We start from the raw sequence: 20,705 nt of genomic DNA, 5'->3' as shown, positions 1-20,705 counted from the left end.
GGCGGCGCTTGCGCTTACCCGCCGATTTCGTAAACGCGTTTAACAGAAGAGTGATTTATGGCTGCAACCAAGCCTGCATTTAACCCTCCGGGTAAAAAAGGTGACATGATTTTCAGCGCGCTGGTCAAACTGGCTGCGCTGATTGTGCTATTGCTGCTGGGCGGCATTATCGTGTCTCTGATTTTCTCCTCCTGGCCGAGCATTCAGAAATTCGGTTTCTCCTTCCTGTGGACCAAAGAGTGGGATGCGCCGAACGACGTTTACGGTGCACTGGTGCCCATTTACGGCACGCTGGTGACCTCGTTCATCGCTCTGCTGATTGCGGTTCCGGTAAGCTTCGGTATTGCCCTGTTCCTGACGGAGCTGGCGCCAGGCTGGCTGCGTCGTCCGCTGGGCATCGCCATTGAACTGCTGGCGGCCATTCCAAGTATTGTGTACGGCATGTGGGGCCTGTTTATCTTTGCGCCGCTGTTTGCCACATACTTCCAGGAGCCGGTGGGAAATGTTCTTTCTGCCATTCCGTTTGTGGGCGCCCTCTTCTCAGGCCCGGCATTCGGTATTGGTATTCTTGCGGCAGGGGTGATCCTCGCCATCATGATTATTCCGTACATTGCGGCGGTTATGCGCGATGTCTTTGAACAAACGCCGGTGATGATGAAAGAGTCGGCCTACGGCATCGGCTGCACCACCTGGGAAGTCATCTGGCGCATTGTCCTTCCGTTCACCAAAAATGGGGTGATCGGCGGCGTCATGCTGGGATTAGGCCGTGCGTTGGGTGAAACCATGGCGGTCACCTTTATCATCGGTAACACCTACCAGCTCGACAGCGCCTCTCTGTATATGCCGGGTAACAGTATTACCTCTGCGCTGGCGAACGAGTTTGCCGAAGCGGAATCCGGGCTGCACGTCGCGGCGCTGATGGAACTGGGTCTGATTCTGTTCGTTATCACCTTCATTGTTCTGGCGATTTCCAAGCTGATGATCCTGCGTCTCGCGAAAAATGAGGGGGCACGCTGATGGCGACTCTCGAAATGCAAAGCACCGCTCAGCTGGCGGAATCCCGCCGCAAAATGCAGGCAAAGCGTCGTTTCAAAAACCGCATTGCGCTGACGCTTTCCATGGCGACGATGGCGTTCGGCCTGTTCTGGCTGATCTGGATCCTGATGTCTACCATCACCCGTGGTATTGATGGCATGTCGCTGGCGCTGTTCACCGAAATGACGCCGCCGCCAAACACGGCGGGTGGTGGTCTGGCGAACGCCCTGGCGGGGAGTGGATTACTGATCCTGTGGGCGACCGTGTTCGGTACGCCGCTGGGCATTATGGCGGGTATCTACCTGGCAGAGTACGGGCGTAAATCCTGGCTGGCTGAGGTGATTCGCTTCATTAATGACATCCTGCTTTCTGCTCCGTCGATTGTCGTGGGTCTGTTTGTTTACACCATCGTGGTTGCGCAAATGGAACACTTCTCCGGCTGGGCGGGTGTGATTGCGCTGGCGCTGCTGCAGGTGCCTATTGTGATTCGTACCACCGAGAACATGCTGAAACTGGTGCCGGACAGCCTGCGTGAAGCGGCTTATGCGCTGGGTACGCCGAAGTGGAAAATGATCTCTGCGATTACGCTGAAAGCGTCGGTCTCCGGGATCATGACCGGGATTCTGCTGGCTATCGCCCGTATTGCCGGTGAAACGGCTCCGCTGCTGTTTACTGCCCTCTCCAACCAGTTCTGGAGCACGGACATGATGCAGCCGATCGCCAACCTGCCGGTGACGATCTTTAAATTTGCGATGAGCCCATTCGCGGAATGGCAGCAGCTGGCCTGGGCCGGGGTGCTGATCATCACCCTTTGCGTACTGTTGCTGAACATTCTGGCGCGCGTCATTTTCGCGAAGAAGAAACACGGTTAATTTTTTACGGCGCGGCAGCTCGCGGCGCCGAATGAGGAAAAGAGTCAATGAGTATGGTTGATACTGCCCCGGGTAAGATTCAGGTTCGTGATTTGAACTTCTACTACGGCAAATTCCATGCCCTGAAGAACATCAACCTGGATATCGCGAAGAACCAGGTCACGGCATTTATCGGTCCGTCTGGCTGTGGTAAATCCACGCTGTTGCGTACCTTTAACAAAATGTATTCGCTCTATCCGGAGCAGCGTGCTGAAGGTGAAATCATCCTGGACGGTGAAAACATTCTGACCCAGGCGCAGGATATCGCCCTGCTGCGCGCCAAAGTGGGGATGGTGTTCCAGAAACCGACGCCGTTCCCGATGTCCATTTATGACAACATCGCCTTTGGGGTTCGTCTGTTTGAAAAGCTTTCCCGTGCCGATATGGACGAGCGCGTGCAGTGGGCGTTGACCAAGGCCGCATTATGGAACGAAACCAAAGATAAACTTCACCAGAGCGGGTACTCTCTGTCCGGTGGTCAGCAGCAGCGTCTATGCATTGCGCGCGGTATTGCTATTCGCCCGGAAGTGTTGCTGCTTGATGAGCCGTGTTCAGCGCTGGACCCGATCTCAACTGGCCGTATTGAAGAGCTGATCACCGAGCTGAAGCAGGATTACACCGTGGTTATCGTGACCCACAACATGCAGCAGGCTGCGCGTTGCTCCGATCACACCGCGTTTATGTACCTGGGCGAGCTGATCGAGTTCAGCGATACGGACGCGCTGTTCACCAGGCCTGCGAAGAAACAAACCGAAGATTACATTACTGGCCGCTACGGTTGATTTGGAGTGAATCATGGACAACCTCAATCTTAACAAACACATTTCTGGCCAGTTCAACGCAGAGCTGGAGAGTATTCGCACGCAGGTGATGACCATGGGTGGCATGGTTGAACAGCAGCTTTCCGATGCGATTACGGCGATGCACAACCAGGACAGCGAGCTGGCGAAGCGCGTCATTGAAGGCGACAAGAACGTCAACATGATGGAAGTCGCCATCGACGAAGCGTGCGTGCGCATTATCGCGAAACGTCAGCCGACGGCGAGCGATCTGCGTCTGGTGATGGCCATCATCAAAACCATCGCCGAGCTGGAGCGTATTGGTGACGTGGCCGACAAAATCTGCCGCACCGCGCTGGAGAAATTCTCTCAGCAGCACCAGCCGCTGCTGGTGAGCCTGGAGTCACTGGGTCGGCACACCGTGCAGATGCTGCACGACGTGCTGGATGCTTTTGCGCGTATGGATCTGGACGAAGCGGTGCGTATCTACCGGGAAGACAAGAAGGTCGACCAGGAGTATGAAGGCATCGTGCGTCAGCTGATGACCTACATGATGGAAGACTCCCGTACCATCCCAAGCGTGCTGACCGCTCTGTTCTGCGCGCGCTCCATCGAGCGTATCGGCGACCGCTGCCAGAACATTTGCGAATACATTTTCTACTTCGTGAAGGGTCAGGACTTCCGTCACGTCGGCGGCGACGAGCTGGACAAGCTGCTGGCGGGTAAAGACCCGAAAGAGTGATTTTTGTGGCGGGTGGCGCTAGCGCTTACCCGCCCTACGCTCTAACTGGTTTTCTCCCTCTCCCTTTGGGAGAGGGGAAACACTACCGAGTAATATCCCACCCGCGCGCTTTCCACAGCTCCGGCAACTGCGCCAGATCGGTAAAGGTCGTCACGTTTGGATGAACGATCGGCTTGTTGTGCGGATCGGCACAGAAGTAAAACACCTCCATCCCTGCATCAATGCCGGACTGCGCACCCGCAGACGAGTCATCCACCAGAATGCAGTTCTCGACGTTGACGTTCATCGCTTTCGCCGCATGGAACATCAGCGCCGGGTCGGGCTTCCAGCGCTGGATATCGTAGCCGCTGAACAGTTTTTCCGGGAAATGGTGCAACATTTCAAGCTTGCCGAGCGAGTGCTGCATTTTGCTGACCGGACCGTTAGAGACCACGCAGATCGGCACCGTCATCGCATCCAGCAGCGTGTTTGCGCCTGCTATGACTTCCAGCTCTGAGTCGAACAGGCGTGCAACCTCGGCGCGATACACCGGCTCCAGATCCGCTTTTGCCAGAAAGACACCGTGTTCTTCGTTAATGATGTCGATAATCTCGTAGAGCTTCACGCCCTTAAAGCGCTTAAACACCTCTTCGAGCTCCAGCGTAATGCCAAATTCCTGGAACATGGTGACATACGCGCGGGAACAAATGACCTCACTGTCGACCAGCGTACCGTCGCAGTCAAAAAATACCGCTTCAATTCCGGACATGCCTTTCCCTTTTAACAAGTTTAACGTTTTCGTACGGCAGTTCGCCGGGACGCAATCGTTGCCGTATAAGCAAAATCAATGAAAAAAGTATCACGTAACCGCCACTATTGTCGCATTTTGGTATAGGATAGCGACGAATTTTCCCTCCTTGTTCGGAAATTGATGATGAGTCAACAACACACTACCCAGACATCTGGTCAGGGTCTGCTTGAGCGCGTGTTTAAACTGCGCGAGCACGGCACAACGGCACGCACCGAAGTGATCGCCGGTTTCACCACCTTCCTGACGATGGTCTACATCGTTTTTGTGAACCCTCAAATTCTGGGCGTTGCTGGCATGGATACCAGCGCCGTCTTTGTGACTACCTGTCTGATTGCGGCGCTTGGCAGCATCCTGATGGGCGTGTTCGCTAACCTGCCGGTTGCGCTGGCTCCCGCTATGGGTCTGAACGCCTTCTTCGCGTTCGTGGTGGTTCAGGCGATGGGGCTGCCGTGGCAGGTAGGCATGGGCGCGATTTTCTGGGGCGCTATTGGTCTGCTGCTGCTGACCATTTTCCGCGTACGTTACTGGATGATCGCGAACATTCCGGTGAGCCTGCGCGTGGGTATTACCAGCGGTATTGGTCTGTTCATCGGTATGATGGGGCTGAAAAACGCCGGTGTGATCGTTGCGAACCCGGAAACGCTGGTGAGCATTGGTCATCTGACCTCGCATAACGTGCTGCTGGGCGTGCTGGGCTTCTTCATCATTGCGATCCTGGCCTCCCGCAATATTCATGCGGCGGTGCTGGTGTCCATCGTGGTCACGACCTTACTGGGCTGGATGCTGGGCGACGTTCACTATAACGGTATCGTCTCTGCGCCACCGAGCGTTTCAACCGTGATTGGTCACGTTGACCTGGCGGGCTCCCTGAACCTGGGCCTGGCGGGTGTGATTTTCTCCTTCATGCTGGTCAACCTGTTTGACTCCTCCGGTACGCTGATTGGCGTGACGGACAAAGCAGGTCTGGCGGATGAGAAAGGGAAATTCCCACGCATGAAGCAGGCGCTGTTTGTGGATAGCATCTCTTCCGTCGCGGGCTCTTTCATCGGCACCTCGTCTGTTACCGCTTACATTGAATCCTCTTCCGGCGTGTCCGTGGGCGGTCGTACCGGCCTGACGGCAGTGGTGGTGGGTATTTTGTTCCTGCTGGTGATCTTCCTCTCTCCGCTGGCGGGTATGGTTCCTCCGTATGCGGCAGCTGGCGCGCTGATTTACGTGGGGGTGCTGATGACCTCCAGCCTGTCACGCGTGAAGTGGGATGATTTAACCGAAGCGGTGCCGGCGTTTATTACCGCCGTGATGATGCCATTCAGCTTCTCGATCACCGAAGGTATCGCGCTGGGCTTTATCTCGTACTGCGTGATGAAGATCGGTACCGGCCGCTTCCGCGATCTCAGCCCGTGCGTGATTGTTGTTGCGCTGCTGTTTGTGCTGAAGATTGTGTTTATCGATGCGCACTAAGGTGCGGTTTGTGGTGTCAGGTGGCGCTTCGCTTACCTGACCTACTGAAGAGTGTAGGCCCGGTAAGCGCTAGCGCCACCGGGCTTTTTTATCAGGCTTTAACCCGCTTAATATAATCCCCAAACGCCGTCAGCTGACCAGACAGATGGTCACGCGTGCTCTGGTCCACCACGTCACCCGTCTGCGGGTCGACCTTGTTCTGAATCACGCCACCCATAAACTCCGGCTTGTTCATCACCATCGCATCCAGGAATACCAGGATCTGGCGCAGGTGGTACTGGCAGCGTGCGCCACCAATGGCACCCATAGAACTGGTCTGGATGAGTACCGGTTTACCCGCCAGCGGCTGCTCAGGTAAACGGGACAGCCAGTCGATGGCATTCTTCAGGCCACCCGGAACCGAGTAGTTATACTCCGGGGTGACAATGACCACGCCGTCGGCCTGGCGGATCTGATCTGCCAGCGCCTCAACGCTCTGCGGGAACCCTTCTTCCTGCTGGACATCTGCATCATACAGCGGGATGTCACCAATAGACGGCAGGGCGCTAATCTCCATACCTGCCGGTGCCAGCTGTGGCAGCGTGCGGGCAACCATCCCGTTAAATGAACCTTTGCGCAGGCTTCCCAGTAACGTAACAACTTTCAACGTATCAGACATGATTACTCCTGTTTCATCATGATGACCCTGAATGGATCAGCTAAGGATGTATGCTTTTTCTGCCGGTAAGCTGGTTAATCGCATCAGACGTGCGGCGGGTTCGTTGGCTCGCTCGGGCACATCCGGAAGAGTACGCCATCCCTCTTTACTGTCAAATGCCCAAACCTTTAGCCGTTCGATGGCGGGGCTGACGGCAACGGACCATATCAACACATCTTCTGCATCGCTGAGCGCTTCTACAAGCGTTGCCTGAGCGGCACGCAGGCGTCCGGAGCCTGGCAACAGCTGCAACTGACGGGCGTCATCTGAGGCACAACCGCAGAGCTTGCGGATGCTCTGGCGCAGGGTGATGAGCTGAGCTCTGGCCTCGACGGGATCGGTTTGGTTGCGCACCCAGAGTTTTTCATTACTTGAGAGCGGGTAGTCATCGTGCGGGCTTGCACCGTGGAATCCTCGCGTTGCACGCTGAAGCTCCATATCCAGCCCGCAATCCCCCTCGGTGGTTAGCGCTACACCAATGATATTCCCCGTGTAGGCAATAGAAAAACGGGGGAGATCCGGGTCGGCAAAGACCGGGCGGCCTTCGGGTTGGGTGATGATCCCAGGCAGTTCGCTGGTGCCATACAGCATGAACATCAGTTCTGCGAGCAGCGCTCTGGACGCTAAAAAACGCGTTCTGCGGTGTTCGGGGAGTTTGAGCGCCTCACTGTGACAGGCGGAAGAGATTCTGGCCGATACGAGACGTCCTTCTGTGAGTATCCCTCTTGCAAAGTGCGTTGCCATTTTTCGCTCCTTGATAATGGTCGTATTCGGTTAAACGGTTACATGATTATCGCTCAACTTGCCTCCTGTTTTAATCAGTAAATGGGCGTAAGAGAAGCCTTAGGACCGAACTTTACATTTTCTTAGGCAAAAATCGGACTGTTGGCACCGTATAAGGCCTTGATGGTCTCCCGTAGCCAGAGGATTTTCGGATTATGGCTGTTCCGTTTATGCCAGATCAGCGTGAAGGGAACGGTCAGCTTTTCAGCCTGCGCTTCGTCAATGGGAATGGGAAGCGCGATCAGCTTCCGCTGGTGGAGGTGATTATAGTGATGGCAGTAGTGCGGAGCGGTGGCGATATAGTTATGACCGGGCTGAGCCGCCATAAACATCGCCTGTTCGAAGCCCGGCAGGCTCATGGCGATGGTGCGCTCACGTCCCATCTCCTTGAGAACTTCATCAAGCGCCCAGGTGTCGCTGCGTTCCCAGAAGTTGCTGATATGGGGGTAGCGCAGGAAGGTCTCCAGATCCCACTCTTCCTGAAGTGCCGGATGGTCCTCGCGCAGATAGACGCACGGACGGTCGCTAAACAGGATTTCGTAGTCGATAAACCACGGCATCAGTTTCAGCAGTTCCCGCGAGCGCGGGTGCGTTTCGCGACCGGTGAAGCCCACATCCACTTCCCCGCGCGTAATGGCGTCCAGCGAATCGTAATCCCAGTGACGCATTTTCACCGTTGCCTGCGGATAGCGCTGGTTCACCTGTTCCAGCAGGTCATTAAAGCGGATCAGCATCAACGGCGTTTCTGCAGCCAGCATGAACGTTAGCCCGCCCGGCGAATCATGATGGAATTTGTCGAGGATCTGGTTGCCGATTTGCATCCAGTCCGCCAGGTCCTGCTCCAGGCTGACCGTTAGCGGCGTGGGCAGTAGCCCTAACGGCGTTTTGACAAACAGCGGGTCGTCGAACCAGTCGCGCAGCTTGCCCAGTGATTTACTTACCGCTGACGGCGTGACGTTCATCCGCTTTGCGGCTTTGGTGACGCTGCGCTCCTGCAGCAAAAGCTGCAGACAAAGCAAAAGGTTAAGATCGAGATTGCTGATGGGCTTCTTCATAGTTTGCCGCAGGCTGGATAACCAAAAGTAAAGTGATGCAGACCATGCTACAGCCAATCAGAATCCCGATCAGCATATTGAGCGCGTTAAGTCCGATGACCGCCACCAGCCAAATCCACAGCGATGAACCGCAGACCTGCGCGATCCCCAGCACCGAGCTTGCCACGCCTGCCCGCAGCGAGAACGGGCCGAGCGCCTGACTCATCGCGACGCCAAAACCAACCGAGAATCCGGCGCAAATGAGGGTAATGCCCACCAGCATCACCGCATGTGAGCTTGCCGTCGCCAGGATCAGACCTGCAGCGAGGAACAGCACCTGCGAGGTCAGCATCAGCATGCGCTGGCTGAAAATATTGAGTGCAAAAGGAGTGGAGAAGGAGACGGCCATACTGACCATGGCGGTTAAGGCCATCACCGTTGAATATTCTCCGCGATCGAATCCCATGGTCTCCATCAGCAAAACCGGTGAAACGTTTACATAGGTCAGGATCACCGCCACGCTGAGCGTAGTGACAGCCAGGCGACTAAGGAAAAAGCGGTTGATGAGTTTCTCGGCCGGGTGAATGCTTGCGGTATGGCCGCTATTCTGCGAACCCGGATGGGTCTCTTTCAGCACGGCAATCGACAGGACAAACACCAGCGCCCCCATGGCTGCCATGGTCCAGAACAGGCTTTGCCACGGGAGTTTCAGCATGATCAGATAGCCCACGACGGGAGCCAGCACCGGGATGATGCAGGTTATGCCGTTCAGCATGGAGAGCACCTTCGCGCGACGCTGGGCGCTTAAGGTATCGCGCAGGATCGCAAAGGCCACCACATAGCAGCCACCCGCTCCAATCCCCTGAATAAAACGTCCTGTCAGGAACAGAGTGCTTTCCTGGGCGACGGAACACAGTATCGATGCCAGCGCGAACACAATCGCACCGGTAATCGCGACAGGCTGACGACCTGCCTTATCCGCAATTTTTCCGGCAAACACCATCGACGACGCCATCCCCGCGAGGTAGGCCGAAAACGCAATATGCAGCTGCGCTTCGCTGGCACCCAGATCGCGGGCGATGTGCGGTAATCCCACCAGATACATATCAATGCCAGACGGATAAAGCAGAACGAGCGCAAAACTACAAAACAGAAAACGAGCCATAAACCCCCCATGGATGCAGGCAAGCAGGATAGGGGGAGAAGAAGGATTAGGCGAGTTGCCATTTGGACAATGGTGATTTCCTGGGAGGAAATCACCATGGATTAGCAGTCGATACAGAAGCTGGAAAATCGAGCTAACTCGTTAATCTATCAGCGATGCGTTGCCTTGAAAATATGGCTATGGGCACATTCAAGGACACAAAAGCGGGATGTTTGCTGATCCAGATGACAACATTACCCCCAGACTCTCGCCATTCCTTCGCTTTCCGGCCGGACTAACTCAAAACCGAACTTCGCGTAGAGTTCCGGTACATCAGCAACCAGAGAGACATAAGCGCCTTTATAAGCGTTGCTGTCCAGCCATTGAATAATGTTTTCCATAATGATTCGGCCAAGTCCACGCCCCTGATGGACGGGGTCGACGGCGATATCGACTATCTCGAAGTTTAATGCACCATCTCCAACGATACGCCCCATGCCGACAGGCACTCCTTGCCAGAGAATGTGTACGCCATAACAGCTTCTCGGCAAACCCACCCTGGCAGCCTCAAGCGGGCGTGCTGACAACCCTGATATATTTCGTAAGCGACAAAAATCTTCGGCAGAGGGAACAGATTCAACAACGGTATATTCGGTAGTCATGACCATCACCATTAGCAAACAATCAACATAATTAGCAGGCTGACTCTGTAGTGGCAATAGCTTTTGCCAATGAATCTCGCCTTCTTAATAACTGAATAGTAAAAACCCGCATTAACAAACAGTTAATGCGGGTTAGTGGACGTTTACGGACGAGGATGGACTAAAACTTATTTGCCAATACAGAAGCTCGAGAAAATCCTTCCCAGCAGATCGTCCGAGGTAAACTCCCCGGTGATCTCACTTAGATTCTGCTGCGCCAGACGCAGCTCTTCCGCCAGCAATTCACCCGCCCACGCGCCGATCAGCTGCGCTTTACCCTGGACGAGGTGGTTCGCCGCCTCTTCCAGCGCCTGCAGATGACGACGGCGCGCAAGGAAGCCGCCCTCCATGCTGGTGTCAAAGCCCATGCTCTGCTTGAGATGGTTACGCAGGTCGTCCACGCCCTCACCGGTGCGCGCCGACAGGCGAATGAGCGAGTGACCATTCACATCGCTGATACCCAGCGTTTCACCGGTCACGTCTGCTTTGTTGCGCACTACGGTGATCGGCAGCTTAGCCGGCAGGCGGGCGATAAAATCTGGCCAGATCTCAGCCGGGTCAACGGCGTCGGTGGTGGTGCCGTCCACCATAAACAGCACGCGGTCAGCCTGCTCGATCTCCTGCCAGGCGCGTTCAATACCGATACGCTCAACTTCATCGCTGGCATCGCGCAGACCGGCGGTATCGATAATGTGCAGCGGCATCCCGTCGATGTGGATATGCTCGCGCAGCACGTCGCGGGTGGTACCAGCAATGTCGGTCACAATGGCCGCTTCACGGCCCGCCAGGGCATTCAGCAGGCTCGATTTCCCGGCGTTCGGGCGCCCGGCAATGACCACCTTCATCCCTTCGCGCAGCAGGCTGCCCTGACGCGCCTCGGCGCGCACCGCGTCGAGGTCGCTCATCACCTGGTTGAGCTGGGCTTCGATTTTTCCGTCAGAGAGGAAGTCGATCTCCTCATCAGGGAAGTCGATAGCTGCTTCCACGTAGATCCGAAGGTGAGTAAGTGCTTCCACCAGGTGATTCACGCGGGCAGAAAATGCCCCCTGAAGCGAGTTCAGGGCGGAGCGAGCCGCCTGTTCAGAACTGGCGTCGATCAGGTCGGCAATCGCCTCGGCCTGGGCCAGGTCAAGCTTATCGTTCAGAAAAGCACGCTCGGAGAACTCGCCCGGCTTCGCAATTCGCAGGCCCGGCAGGGTCAGAATACGTTTTAACAGCAGGTCGAGGATCACCGGGCCGCCGTGGCCCTGCAGCTCCAGCACGTCTTCGCCGGTAAAGGAGTTCGGGCCGGGGAACCACAGCGCAATGCCCTGGTCCAGCGGCGTACCGTCGCTGTCTTTAAACGGCAGGTAATCCGCGTAGCGCGGTTTTGGCAGTTTACCCAGCACCGCTTCGGCCACCTCGCGCGCCTTCAGGCCGGAGATGCGCAGAATACCTACACCACCGCGTCCCGGTGGGGTTGCCTGGGCGACGATAGTGTCGTTATGGCTCATGGTTGCTCTCGTTCAATACAAATAAAAAAGGCGGTCAATCGACCGCCCTTATTTTAGCGTTAACTTATCGGATCAGGACTTTTTCTTTTCGCGGCTATGCAGGCCACGTTTTTCCAGACCACGGTAAATCAGCTGCTGCTGGATGATGGTCACCAGGTTGCTGACGATATAGTACAGCACCAGACCTGACGGGAACCACAGGAAGAACACGGTGAAGATGACTGGCATAAAGGTCATGATCTTCTGCTGCATCGGGTCGGTCACGGTGGTCGGCGACATCTTCTGGATGAAGAACATCGTCACGCCCATCAGGATCGGCAGGATGTAGTACGGGTCCTGTGCAGACAGGTCATGGATCCACAGGGCGAACGGCGCATGGCGCAGCTCAACGGAACCCATCAGCATGTAGTACAGCGCAAGGAAGATTGGCATCTGAATCAGCAGCGGGAAGCAACCACCCAGCGGGTTCACTTTCTCTGCTTTATACAGGGCCATCATTTCCTGGCTCTGACGCTGTTTGTCATCGCCCAGACGCTCACGCATTGCCTGAATCTTCGGCTGCAGCATACGCATCTTCGCCATGGAGGTGTACTGCGCTTTGGTCAGCGGGTACATGATGCCACGAACGATAAAGGTGATAACGATGATGGAGAAGCCCCAGTTACCCAGGAAGCTGTGGATGAACTTCAGCAGCTTAAACAGCGGCTGAGAGATGAACCACAACCAACCGTAATCGACGGTCAGATCCAGGTGCGGCGCAACAGCAGCCATTTTGTCCTGGATTTCCGGGCCGACCCACAGGGTGCTTGCCAGCTTACCGGTTTGACCCGGCTGAACCAGAACTGGCTGAGATTTGTAGCCGATGGCTGCAATACCGTTGCCCAGGTTCGCGGTGTAGAAGTTATTGGTACCGTCGTTATTTGGCACCCATGCAGTCGCGAAATACTGCTGCAGCATTGCCACCCAACCGCCTTTAGCACTGACGTTCAGGTTTTCGTTATCGGCAATGGTGTCGAACTTGTATTTCTCATACTTCGCGTCAGGCGTGGAGTATGCCGCGCCACGGAAGGTGTGCAGCGCGAAGTTGCTGCTTCCGGTGTCACGGTGAGACGGCAGATTGATGGACTGCTTCAGCTGACCGAAGGTAGACAGTTCCAGCGGTTTCGCACCGGTGTTCTGTACGCTGTAGCCCACGTTTACCGCATATTCACCGCGTTTCAGGGTGAAGGTTTTGGTGAACGTGTTGCCTGCCGCGTCGGTATAGGTCATCGGGATAACGAGTTCGTTCTGGCCATCAGCCAGCGCAAAGGTGTCGCTCTCGACGTTATACAGTGGACGCGCACCGTTAGCCGGGTTATCCGGGCCATCACGACCGGTCAGGCCGCTCTGCGCCTGGTAGATAAACTCTGGCGTGGTTTCCAGTAACTGGAACGGTTCGGTAGACTTCAGCTCTTTCGGGTAGGTCAACAGCAGCGCCTGCTCAACATCACCACCACGGGTGTTGATAGTCAGCTCAAGCACATCGGTCTTAACCGTAATCTGTTTCCCCTGGCCACTGGCCGGTACGCCCTGGTCGGCGGCGCTACCCGCTGCGGTGGTCGTAGTCTGCGTGGTCTGCTGCTGGGGTTGAGGATTTTTATCCTGCTCCCATGCCTGCCAGATCATGAAAGACACGAACAACAAAGCGATGATAAGAAGATTGCGTTGCGAATCCATCGTTAGTGTTCTCTGGTATCAAAAGGTCCTGGGGGGACGGGGTCGTCTCCACCGGGGTGTAAAGGGTGGCATTTTAATACGCGTTTCACCGTCAACCAACTGCCTTTTATCACTCCAAACCTGCGCAATGCCTCAATTCCGTAGCTTGAGCATGTTGGTGTGAAACGGCAGTGCGGCCCGAGTAGCGGACTAATCAGGCGTTGATAGACCCGAATGAGGGCTATCAGGACCCGTGAGCCAGGCGACAGTGGCGGCGCCATAATTTTTCCAACGCTTCCGAGAGAGCACGGTTATCGAGGTCGGCAACCCCCTTTTTAGCCACCACCACGAAATCCATAGAAGGCAGTTCGTGCTGACGTAAACGGAAGCTTTCACGCGTCAGACGTTTAATCCGATTGCGTTCATGCGCGCGCTTAACGTTTTTCTTGGCGACTGTGAGACCGATGCGGGGATGCCCCAGCGAATTTTGGCGGCCGAGGATGGTGATTTGCGGCGTGCCAGCCCGTTGTGGCTGCTGGAAGACGAAAGTGAAATGAGTGGGAGTTAACAAACGTAACTCCCTGGGAAATGCGAGCTTAACCACTCAGGGGTTAGCTTTATTACTTGGAAACGGTCAGACGAGCGCGGCCTTTAGCACGACGACGTGCCAGAACCTGACGACCATTTTTAGTAGCCATACGAGCACGGAAGCCGTGAGAACGGTTGCGCTTCAGTACAGACGGTTGAAAAGTGCGTTTCATGGCGATTTCTACCTAAACTTGAATAAATTCACTGACTTTTGCGTATACCCGAACGAGTTTCGAACGACTAACGCCTCAGCGTGGGTGATTAAAGAGGCCGGATTGTAATAATTGTACACTCCGGAGTCAATTCTCTTTCCTTATTTCCCGCGTATTTCCGCACGATTTCGCGTGGAAAATGAGCAACGGACGACGCAGGAAGATGAGCATCACGCGCCGGGTCGAGGATTATACGGGCTCGGCAACAAAGCGCAAGGATCGTCCCGGATCTTCGTTAGATCATTTAAGCAATAAATTGTCGTTGCTCATTAAATTTTCCAATATGCGGGCTAAATCGCGAGGCACTCGCGCCAGGATCGTTTACACTTACCCGGTTTCGAATCTTCCTGTGGATAAATCGGGAAGAATCTGTGAGAAACAGAAGATCTCTGGCTCAGTTTAGGCTATGATCCGCGGTCCCGATCGGGATCCCAGGATCCTGGTCAGGATTAAATTGCAGATAGCAATTCGCACGTCACCCTTTGCACAGGGTCATGTCGATGTGCGCCAACAATCATGAATATTCAATAGTTTTCTTTTATTGTTCGAGTGGAGTCCGCCGTGTCACTTTCGCTTTGGCAGCAGTGTCTTGCCCGATTGCAGGATGAGTTACCAGCCACAGAATTCAGTATGTGGATCCGCCCGTTGCAGGCGGAGCTGAGCGATAACACGCTGGCTTTGTATGCGCCAAACCGTTTTGTGCTCGATTGGGTAAGAGACAAGTACCTTAATAACATCAATGGCCTGCTGAACGATTTCTGCGGGTCAGATGTCCCGCAGCTGCGTTTTGAAGTGGGCACCAGGCCCGTCACCCAAACCGTTCGTGAAACCGTGAATGTCGCAGCGCCAGCTCAGGCCGCTCCTGCGCCAGCCCCTCGCGTTGCACCTGCTCGTCAGGGCTGGGATAACGTGCCTGCACCCGCAGAGCCAACCTACCGCTCCAACGTTAACGTGAAGCACACGTTCGATAACTTCGTTGAAGGTAAGTCGAACCAGCTGGCGCGCGCGGCGGCTCGTCAGGTTGCTGATAACCCCGGTGGCGCCTACAACCCGCTGTTCCTGTATGGCGGCACGGGTCTGGGTAAAACGCACCTGCTGCACGCGGTGGGTAACGGCATTATGGCCCGCAAGCCGAATGCGAAAGTGGTGTATATGCACTCCGAGCGCTTCGTTCAGGACATGGTAAAAGCCCTGCAAAACAATGCGATCGAAGAGTTTAAACGCTACTACCGTTCCGTTGATGCGCTGCTGATCGATGACATCCAGTTCTTTGCCAATAAAGAACGATCGCAGGAAGAATTTTTCCACACCTTCAACGCCCTGCTGGAAGGTAATCAGCAGATCATTCTGACCTCGGATCGTTATCCTAAAGAGATCAACGGCGTTGAAGATCGTCTGAAATCCCGCTTCGGCTGGGGCCTGACCGTGGCGATCGAGCCGCCGGAGCTGGAAACCCGCGTCGCGATCCTGATGAAAAAAGCCGATGAGAACGACATTCGCCTGCCGGGTGAAGTGGCGTTCTTTATTGCCAAGCGTCTTCGTTCCAATGTGCGTGAGCTGGAAGGAGCACTGAACCGCGTGATCGCCAATGCCAACTTTACCGGTCGTGCGATCACCATCGATTTTGTGCGAGAAGCGCTGCGTGATCTGCTGGCATTGCAGGAAAAACTGGTCACTATCGACAATATTCAAAAGACGGTGGCCGAGTACTACAAGATCAAAGTGGCAGATTTACTGTCTAAACGTCGTTCCCGCTCGGTGGCGCGTCCGCGTCAGATGGCGATGGCGCTGGCAAAGGAGTTAACCAACCACAGTCTGCCGGAAATCGGCGATGCGTTTGGTGGCCGTGACCATACGACCGTGCTGCATGCGTGCCGCAAGATTGAGCAGTTACGCGAAGAAAGCCACGACATAAAAGAAGATTTCTCCAATTTAATCAGAACACTATCATCGTGACGCTATGAAATTTACCGTTGAACGTGAACATTTATTAAAACCGCTGCAACAGGTGAGTGGCCCATTAGGTGGCCGCCCAACGCTGCCTATTCTCGGAAACCTGCTGCTTCAGGTCGCGGACGGTACGCTGTCGCTGACCGGTACAGATCTGGAAATGGAAATGATCGCGCGCGTTACGCTGACGCAGCCGCACGACGCGGGCGCGACCACGGTTCCGGCACGTAAATTCTTTGATATCTGCCGTGGGCTGCCGGAAGGCGCTGAAATTGCCGTGCAGCTGGAAGGCGACCGTATGCTGGTGCGCTCTGGCCGCAGCCGTTTTTCGCTCTCCACGCTGCCTGCTGCAGACTTCCCGAACCTGGACGACTGGCAGAGTGAAGTTGAATTCACCCTGCCGCAGGCGACGATGAAGCGTTTGATTGAAGCCACGCAGTTCTCCATGGCGCATCAGGACGTTCGTTACTACTTAAACGGCATGCTGTTCGAAACCGAAGGCGAAGAGCTGCGTACCGTAGCGACCGACGGCCACCGTCTGGCGGTCTGTTCTATGCCGATTGGCGACTCGCTGCCAAACCATTCGGTGATCGTGCCGCGTAAAGGGGTGATTGAGCTGATGCGTATGCTCGACGGTGGCGACACGCCGCTGCGCGTGCAGATCGGCAGCAACAACATCCGCGCGCATGTGGGCGATTTTGTCTTCACTTCGAAGCTGGTTGACGGCCGTTTCCCGGATTATCGCCGCGTATTGCCGAAGAACCCGGACAAGACGCTGGAAGCGGGCTGCGATAGCCTCAAGCAGGCGTTTGCCCGTGCCGCCATTCTCTCTAACGAGAAATTCCGCGGCGTGCGTCTGTACGTGAGTGAAAACCAGATCAAAATCACCGCCAATAACCCGGAGCAGGAAGAGGCAGAAGAGATTCTGGACGTCACCTACGCCGGAACCGAGATGGAAATCGGCTTCAACGTCAGCTATGTGCTGGACGTGTTGAACGCGCTGAAATGCGAGAACGTGCGCATTCTGCTGACCGACTCCGTATCGAGCGTACAGATTGAAGATGCTGCCAGCCAAAGCGCGGCTTATGTTGTCATGCCAATGAGACTGTAATGTCGCTCACCCGTCTGTTGATCCGCGACTTTCGCAACATCGAAAGCGCGGATCTCGCTCTCTCCCCTGGCTTTAACTTCCTGGTTGGCGCAAACGGCAGTGGCAAAACCAGCGTGCTGGAAGCCATCTATACGCTCGGCCATGGTCGGGCGTTTCGCAGTTTGCAGATTGGCCGCGTCATTCGCCACGAGCAGGAATCTTTTGTTCTGCATGGGCGTTTGCAGGGGGCGGAGCGAGAAACCGCCATTGGCCTGACCAAAGACAAGCAGGGCGACAGCAAGGTACGCATCGACGGCACCGACGGCCACAAGGTGGCGGAGCTGGCGCTGCTCATGCCGATGCAGCTGATTACGCCCGAGGGGTTTACTTTACTCAACGGCGGCCCCAAATACAGAAGAGCATTCCTCGACTGGGGATGCTTTCACAACGAAGCCGGTTTCTTTAACGCCTGGAGCAACCTGAAGCGCCTGCTCAAGCAGCGTAACGCCGCGTTGCGCCAGGTCACCCGTTACGCCCAGCTGCGCCCGTGGGATTTGGAGCTTATCCCTCTCGCGGAACAGATCAGCCGCTGGCGTGCCGAATACAGCGCAGGTATCGCCGAAGACATGGCCGACACCTGCAAACAGTTTTTACCCGAGTTCTCTCTCACCTTCTCCTTCCAGCGCGGCTGGGAGAAAGAGACGGATTATGCCGAGGTGTTAGAGAGAAACTTCGAGCGCGACCGCATGCTGACCTACACCGCGCACGGCCCGCACAAGGCGGATTTCCGCATTCGTGCCGACGGTGCGCCGGTGGAAGACACATTGTCGCGCGGGCAACTCAAGCTCCTGATGTGCGCACTGCGCCTGGCGCAGGGAGAGTTCCTCACTCGCGAGAGCGGGCGACGCTGCCTGTACCTGATAGATGATTTTGCCTCGGAACTTGACGACGCGCGGCGCGGGCTGCTTGCCAGCCGCTTAAAAGCCACGCAGTCGCAGGTTTTCGTCAGCGCGATTAGCGCTGAACACGTTATGGACATGTCGGACGAAAATTCGAAGATGTTTACCGTGGAAAAGGGTAAAATAACGGATTAACCCAAGTTGAAATGAGCGAGAAACGTTGATGTCGAATTCTTATGACTCCTCCAGTATCAAAGTCCTGAAAGGGCTGGATGCGGTGCGTAAGCGCCCGGGTATGTATATCGGCGACACGGATGACGGCACCGGTCTGCACCACATGGTATTCGAGGTGGTAGATAACGCTATCGACGAAGCGCTCGCGGGTCACTGTAAAGACATCGTGGTCACCATCCATGCGGACAACTCCGTCTCCGTCACTGATGATGGCCGTGGCATCCCAACCGGTATTCACCCGGAAGAGGGGGTCTCTGCTGCGGAAGTGATCATGACCGTTCTGCACGCAGGCGGTAAGTTTGACGATAACTCCTATAAAGTTTCCGGCGGCCTGCACGGCGTAGGCGTCTCCGTGGTTAACGCCCTGTCGCAGAAGCTGGAGCTGGTTATCCAGCGTGAAGGCAAAATTCACCGTCAGCTTTATACGCACGGCGTGCCGCAGGCACCGCTGGCCGTCACTGGCGACACCGACAAAACCGGTACCATGGTGCGTTTCTGGCCGAGCCTCGAAACCTTCACCAACGTCACCGAATTCGAGTATGACATCCTGGCGAAACGCCTGCGTGAACTGTCGTTCCTGAACTCCGGTGTGTCGATTCGTCTGCGCGACAAGCGTGACAACAAAGAAGACCACTTCCACTACGAAGGCGGGATCAAGGCGTTCGTTGAGTATCTGAACAAGAATAAAACGCCAATTCACCCGAATATCTTCTACTTCTCCACAGAAAAAGACGGTATCGGCGTTGAAGTGGCGCTGCAGTGGAACGATGGTTTCCAGGAAAACATCTACTGCTTCACCAACAACATTCCACAGCGTGACGGCGGTACGCACCTGGCGGGCTTCCGCGCGGCGATGACCCGTACCCTGAACGCCTACATGGACAAAGAAGGCTATAGCAAAAAAGCGAAAGTCAGCGCCACCGGCGACGATGCCCGTGAAGGTTTGATTGCCGTTGTCTCCGTGAAGGTGCCGGATCCGAAGTTCTCATCACAGACCAAAGATAAGCTGGTCTCTTCTGAGGTGAAATCGGCGGTTGAACAGCAGATGAACGAACTGCTGAGCGAATACCTGCTGGAAAACCCGTCTGACGCGAAAATCGTTGTCGGCAAAATTATTGACGCGGCACGTGCTCGTGAAGCGGCGCGTAAAGCCCGTGAAATGACCCGTCGTAAAGGCGCTCTGGACTTAGCGGGTCTGCCAGGCAAGCTGGCTGACTGCCAGGAACGTGACCCGGCGCTCTCTGAACTGTACCTTGTGGAAGGGGACTCCGCGGGCGGTTCTGCGAAGCAGGGCCGTAACCGTAAGAACCAGGCAATCCTGCCGTTGAAGGGTAAAATCCTCAACGTTGAGAAGGCGCGCTTCGACAAAATGCTCTCTTCTCAGGAAGTAGCGACGCTTATCACCGCGCTGGGCTGCGGTATTGGGCGTGACGAGTACAACCCGGACAAACTGCGTTATCACAGCATCATCATCATGACCGATGCGGACGTCGACGGCTCGCACATCCGTACGCTGCTGTTGACCTTCTTCTATCGTCAGATGCCGGAAATCGTTGAACGTGGCCACGTCTACATTGCACAGCCACCGCTGTACAAAGTGAAGAAAGGCAAGCAGGAACAGTACATTAAAGATGACGATGCGATGGATCAGTACCAAATCGCGATCGCGCTTGACGGTGCAACCCTGCACGCGAACTCTCATGCCCCTGCACTGGCCGGCGAGCCGCTGGAGCGTCTGGTTTCTGAGTTCAACGCCACTCAGAAAATGATTGGTCGTATGGAGCGTCGTTATCCGAAAGCGCTGCTGAAGGAGCTGATCTATCAGCCAACCCTGACTGAAGCCGAACTGAGCGACGAACAGGCAGTTACCCGCTGGGTGAACACCCTGGTGAGCGAGCTGAACGAGAAAGAGCAGCACGGTAGCCAGTGGAAATTTGACGTTCAGCAGAACGCGGCCCAGCAGTTCGAGCCGATTGTTCGCGTGCGCACCCACGGCGTCGACACCGACTACCCGCTCGAGCATGAATTCGTGACCGGTCCGGAATATCGTCGTATCTGCACTCTCGGCGAGAAGCTGCGCGGTCTGATCGAAGACGATGCGTTTATCGAACGTGGTGAACGCCGTCAGCCGGTAGCCAGCTTCGAGCAGGCGCTGGACTGGCTGGTGAAAGAGTCCCGTCGCGGTCTTTCTATCCAGCGTTATAAAGGTCTGGGTGAAATGAACCCGGATCAGCTGTGGGAAACCACCATGGATCCAGAAAGCCGTCGTATGCTGCGCGTCACCGTGAAAGATGCGATTGCAGCCGACCAGCTGTTCACGACGTTGATGGGCGATGCGGTTGAACCACGCCGTGCCTTCATCGAAGAGAACGCGCTGAAAGCGGCGAATATCGATATTTAACCCGTTTGTCCCCGGTGGCGCGTTGCTTACCGGGGCTACAGTTTCGTAGGTCCGGTAAGCAACGCG

General features: G+C 55.6%; 20 protein-coding genes and 1 pseudogene. 9 read left to right on the top strand and 12 right to left on the bottom strand.

Translation table 11 applies throughout. The features are described from left to right. Window positions 1-57 precede the first annotated feature (57 nt). Genes pstC through phoU form a run of 4 tightly spaced genes read left to right on the top strand, consistent with a single transcriptional unit; the run spans window position 58 to window position 3,467 of the window. Window positions 58-1,017: a phosphate ABC transporter permease PstC gene (gene pstC, locus L977_RS20650; protein ID WP_047626848.1), complete on the top strand. Its 960-nt coding sequence runs from the start codon at window positions 58-60 to the stop codon at window positions 1,015-1,017. After that, window positions 1,017-1,907 (top strand): phosphate ABC transporter permease PstA, encoded by an 891-nt coding sequence (pstA, locus tag L977_RS20645; RefSeq protein WP_014881893.1) that lies wholly within the window; start codon window positions 1,017-1,019, stop codon window positions 1,905-1,907. The genes pstC and pstA overlap by 1 nt, the downstream gene beginning before the upstream one ends. Window positions 1,908-1,954: 47 nt before the next feature. Beyond that, window positions 1,955-2,728 (top strand): phosphate ABC transporter ATP-binding protein PstB, encoded by a 774-nt coding sequence (gene pstB, locus L977_RS20640; protein ID WP_010426574.1) that lies wholly within the window; start codon window positions 1,955-1,957, stop codon window positions 2,726-2,728. A gap of 13 nt (window positions 2,729-2,741) precedes the next feature. Beyond that, window positions 2,742-3,467 carry a phosphate signaling complex protein PhoU gene (gene phoU, locus L977_RS20635; RefSeq protein ID WP_008500182.1) on the top strand — a complete coding sequence of 242 codons (726 nt, stop codon included), beginning with the start codon at window positions 2,742-2,744 and terminating at the stop codon, window positions 3,465-3,467. A gap of 82 nt (window positions 3,468-3,549) precedes the next feature. Here the strand turns inward: phoU and yieH are convergent, their stop codons facing one another. Next, entirely contained in the window at window positions 3,550-4,215 is a 666-nt protein-coding gene (yieH, locus tag L977_RS20630; protein WP_045134502.1) for a 6-phosphogluconate phosphatase, read from the bottom strand. 165 nt (window positions 4,216-4,380) lie between these two features. On the opposite strand from yieH, the gene adeP reads away from it, so the two are divergent. Further along, complete coding sequence (gene adeP / locus L977_RS20625; protein ID WP_137675653.1) at window positions 4,381-5,718, top strand: adenine permease AdeP; 1,338 nt, start codon at window positions 4,381-4,383, stop codon at window positions 5,716-5,718. A gap of 91 nt (window positions 5,719-5,809) precedes the next feature. Here the strand turns inward: adeP and L977_RS20620 are convergent, their stop codons facing one another. The 11 genes and pseudogenes from L977_RS20620 to L977_RS25310 form a co-directional block, all read right to left on the bottom strand. Next, a complete protein-coding gene (locus L977_RS20620) occupies window positions 5,810-6,376 on the bottom strand; it encodes an NADPH-dependent FMN reductase (RefSeq protein ID WP_014881896.1) in 567 nt (188 codons plus the stop codon). Between the two features lie 36 nt (window positions 6,377-6,412). Continuing rightward, window positions 6,413-7,159, bottom strand: a complete 747-nt coding sequence (locus L977_RS20615; RefSeq protein ID WP_047626847.1) for a 4'-phosphopantetheinyl transferase family protein — start codon at window positions 7,157-7,159, stop codon at window positions 6,413-6,415. A gap of 122 nt (window positions 7,160-7,281) precedes the next feature. After that, window positions 7,282-8,253, bottom strand: a complete 972-nt coding sequence (gene yidZ, locus L977_RS20610) for an HTH-type transcriptional regulator YidZ (protein WP_047626846.1) — start codon at window positions 8,251-8,253, stop codon at window positions 7,282-7,284. Further along, entirely contained in the window at window positions 8,222-9,397 is a 1,176-nt protein-coding gene (locus tag L977_RS20605) for an MFS transporter (protein WP_047626845.1), read from the bottom strand. Before L977_RS20605 ends, yidZ begins: the two co-directional genes overlap by 32 nt. A gap of 233 nt (window positions 9,398-9,630) precedes the next feature. Then, window positions 9,631-10,038: a GNAT family N-acetyltransferase gene (locus L977_RS20600; RefSeq protein ID WP_045134499.1), complete on the bottom strand. Its 408-nt coding sequence runs from the start codon at window positions 10,036-10,038 to the stop codon at window positions 9,631-9,633. A 167-nt stretch (window positions 10,039-10,205) separates the two neighbouring features. Continuing rightward, window positions 10,206-11,570 carry a tRNA uridine-5-carboxymethylaminomethyl(34) synthesis GTPase MnmE gene (gene mnmE / locus L977_RS20595; RefSeq protein ID WP_045134498.1) on the bottom strand — a complete coding sequence of 455 codons (1,365 nt, stop codon included), beginning with the start codon at window positions 11,568-11,570 and terminating at the stop codon, window positions 10,206-10,208. A gap of 72 nt (window positions 11,571-11,642) precedes the next feature. Next, entirely contained in the window at window positions 11,643-13,286 is a 1,644-nt protein-coding gene (yidC, locus tag L977_RS20590; RefSeq protein ID WP_014881901.1) for a membrane protein insertase YidC, read from the bottom strand. Window positions 13,287-13,288: 2 nt separating this feature from the next. Next, window positions 13,289-13,546 carry a membrane protein insertion efficiency factor YidD gene (gene yidD / locus L977_RS24110; RefSeq protein WP_001307474.1) on the bottom strand — a complete coding sequence of 86 codons (258 nt, stop codon included), beginning with the start codon at window positions 13,544-13,546 and terminating at the stop codon, window positions 13,289-13,291. Next, complete coding sequence (gene rnpA, locus L977_RS20585) at window positions 13,510-13,869, bottom strand: ribonuclease P protein component (protein WP_014072458.1); 360 nt, start codon at window positions 13,867-13,869, stop codon at window positions 13,510-13,512. The genes yidD and rnpA overlap by 37 nt, the downstream gene beginning before the upstream one ends. A 16-nt stretch (window positions 13,870-13,885) precedes the next feature. Next, window positions 13,886-14,026: a 50S ribosomal protein L34 gene (rpmH, locus tag L977_RS23375; RefSeq protein WP_000831330.1), complete on the bottom strand. Its 141-nt coding sequence runs from the start codon at window positions 14,024-14,026 to the stop codon at window positions 13,886-13,888. A 228-nt stretch (window positions 14,027-14,254) separates the two neighbouring features. Next, window positions 14,255-14,305, bottom strand: a pseudogene (locus L977_RS25310) (hypothetical protein); the annotation flags it as partial. Window positions 14,306-14,626: 321 nt separating this feature from the next. Here L977_RS25310 and dnaA point away from each other — a divergent pair. Genes dnaA through gyrB form a run of 4 tightly spaced genes read left to right on the top strand, consistent with a single transcriptional unit; the run spans window position 14,627 to window position 20,639 of the window. Next, complete coding sequence (gene dnaA, locus L977_RS20580) at window positions 14,627-16,021, top strand: chromosomal replication initiator protein DnaA (RefSeq protein WP_014881902.1); 1,395 nt, start codon at window positions 14,627-14,629, stop codon at window positions 16,019-16,021. A gap of 4 nt (window positions 16,022-16,025) precedes the next feature. After that, complete coding sequence (gene dnaN / locus L977_RS20575) at window positions 16,026-17,126, top strand: DNA polymerase III subunit beta (RefSeq protein ID WP_010426557.1); 1,101 nt, start codon at window positions 16,026-16,028, stop codon at window positions 17,124-17,126. Then, the gene (gene recF / locus L977_RS20570; protein WP_014881903.1) at window positions 17,126-18,199 is read left to right on the top strand and encodes a DNA replication/repair protein RecF; all 1,074 of its coding nucleotides are present in this window, start codon (window positions 17,126-17,128) and stop codon (window positions 18,197-18,199) included. The genes dnaN and recF overlap by 1 nt, the downstream gene beginning before the upstream one ends. Window positions 18,200-18,227: 28 nt before the next feature. Further along, complete coding sequence (gene gyrB, locus L977_RS20565) at window positions 18,228-20,639, top strand: DNA topoisomerase (ATP-hydrolyzing) subunit B (RefSeq protein WP_014881904.1); 2,412 nt, start codon at window positions 18,228-18,230, stop codon at window positions 20,637-20,639. The last annotated feature ends 66 nt before the right edge of the window (window positions 20,640-20,705 follow it).

The sequence above is a fragment of the Enterobacter sp. ZOR0014 genome (assembly GCF_000798855.1).
Classification (GTDB): Bacteria; Pseudomonadota; Gammaproteobacteria; order Enterobacterales; family Enterobacteriaceae; genus Enterobacter; species Enterobacter kobei.
The sequence above is the reverse complement of the archived record's forward strand: the minus strand, read 5'-3'. Positions and strand labels throughout refer to the sequence as shown.

Bases quoted from the DNA above. Each gene is read 5' to 3' on its own strand.
- pstC (WP_047626848.1), top strand. From the start codon at position 58: ATGGCTGCAACCAAGCCTGCATTTAACCCTCCGGGTAAAAAAGGTGAC.
- pstA (WP_014881893.1), top strand. From the start codon at position 1,017: ATGGCGACTCTCGAAATGCAAAGCACCGCTCAGCTGGCGGAATCCCGC.
- pstB (WP_010426574.1), top strand. From the start codon at position 1,955: ATGAGTATGGTTGATACTGCCCCGGGTAAGATTCAGGTTCGTGATTTG.
- phoU (WP_008500182.1), top strand. From the start codon at position 2,742: ATGGACAACCTCAATCTTAACAAACACATTTCTGGCCAGTTCAACGCA.
- yieH (WP_045134502.1), bottom strand. From the start codon at position 4,215: ATGTCCGGAATTGAAGCGGTATTTTTTGACTGCGACGGTACGCTGGTC.
- adeP (WP_137675653.1), top strand. From the start codon at position 4,381: ATGAGTCAACAACACACTACCCAGACATCTGGTCAGGGTCTGCTTGAG.
- L977_RS20620 (WP_014881896.1), bottom strand. From the start codon at position 6,376: ATGTCTGATACGTTGAAAGTTGTTACGTTACTGGGAAGCCTGCGCAAA.
- L977_RS20615 (WP_047626847.1), bottom strand. From the start codon at position 7,159: ATGGCAACGCACTTTGCAAGAGGGATACTCACAGAAGGACGTCTCGTA.
- yidZ (WP_047626846.1), bottom strand. From the start codon at position 8,253: ATGAAGAAGCCCATCAGCAATCTCGATCTTAACCTTTTGCTTTGTCTG.
- L977_RS20605 (WP_047626845.1), bottom strand. From the start codon at position 9,397: ATGGCTCGTTTTCTGTTTTGTAGTTTTGCGCTCGTTCTGCTTTATCCG.
- L977_RS20600 (WP_045134499.1), bottom strand. From the start codon at position 10,038: ATGACTACCGAATATACCGTTGTTGAATCTGTTCCCTCTGCCGAAGAT.
- mnmE (WP_045134498.1), bottom strand. From the start codon at position 11,570: ATGAGCCATAACGACACTATCGTCGCCCAGGCAACCCCACCGGGACGC.
- yidC (WP_014881901.1), bottom strand. From the start codon at position 13,286: ATGGATTCGCAACGCAATCTTCTTATCATCGCTTTGTTGTTCGTGTCT.
- yidD (WP_001307474.1), bottom strand. From the start codon at position 13,546: ATGGCGCCGCCACTGTCGCCTGGCTCACGGGTCCTGATAGCCCTCATT.
- rpmH (WP_000831330.1), bottom strand. From the start codon at position 14,026: ATGAAACGCACTTTTCAACCGTCTGTACTGAAGCGCAACCGTTCTCAC.
- dnaN (WP_010426557.1), top strand. From the start codon at position 16,026: ATGAAATTTACCGTTGAACGTGAACATTTATTAAAACCGCTGCAACAG.
- recF (WP_014881903.1), top strand. From the start codon at position 17,126: ATGTCGCTCACCCGTCTGTTGATCCGCGACTTTCGCAACATCGAAAGC.
- gyrB (WP_014881904.1), top strand. From the start codon at position 18,228: ATGTCGAATTCTTATGACTCCTCCAGTATCAAAGTCCTGAAAGGGCTG.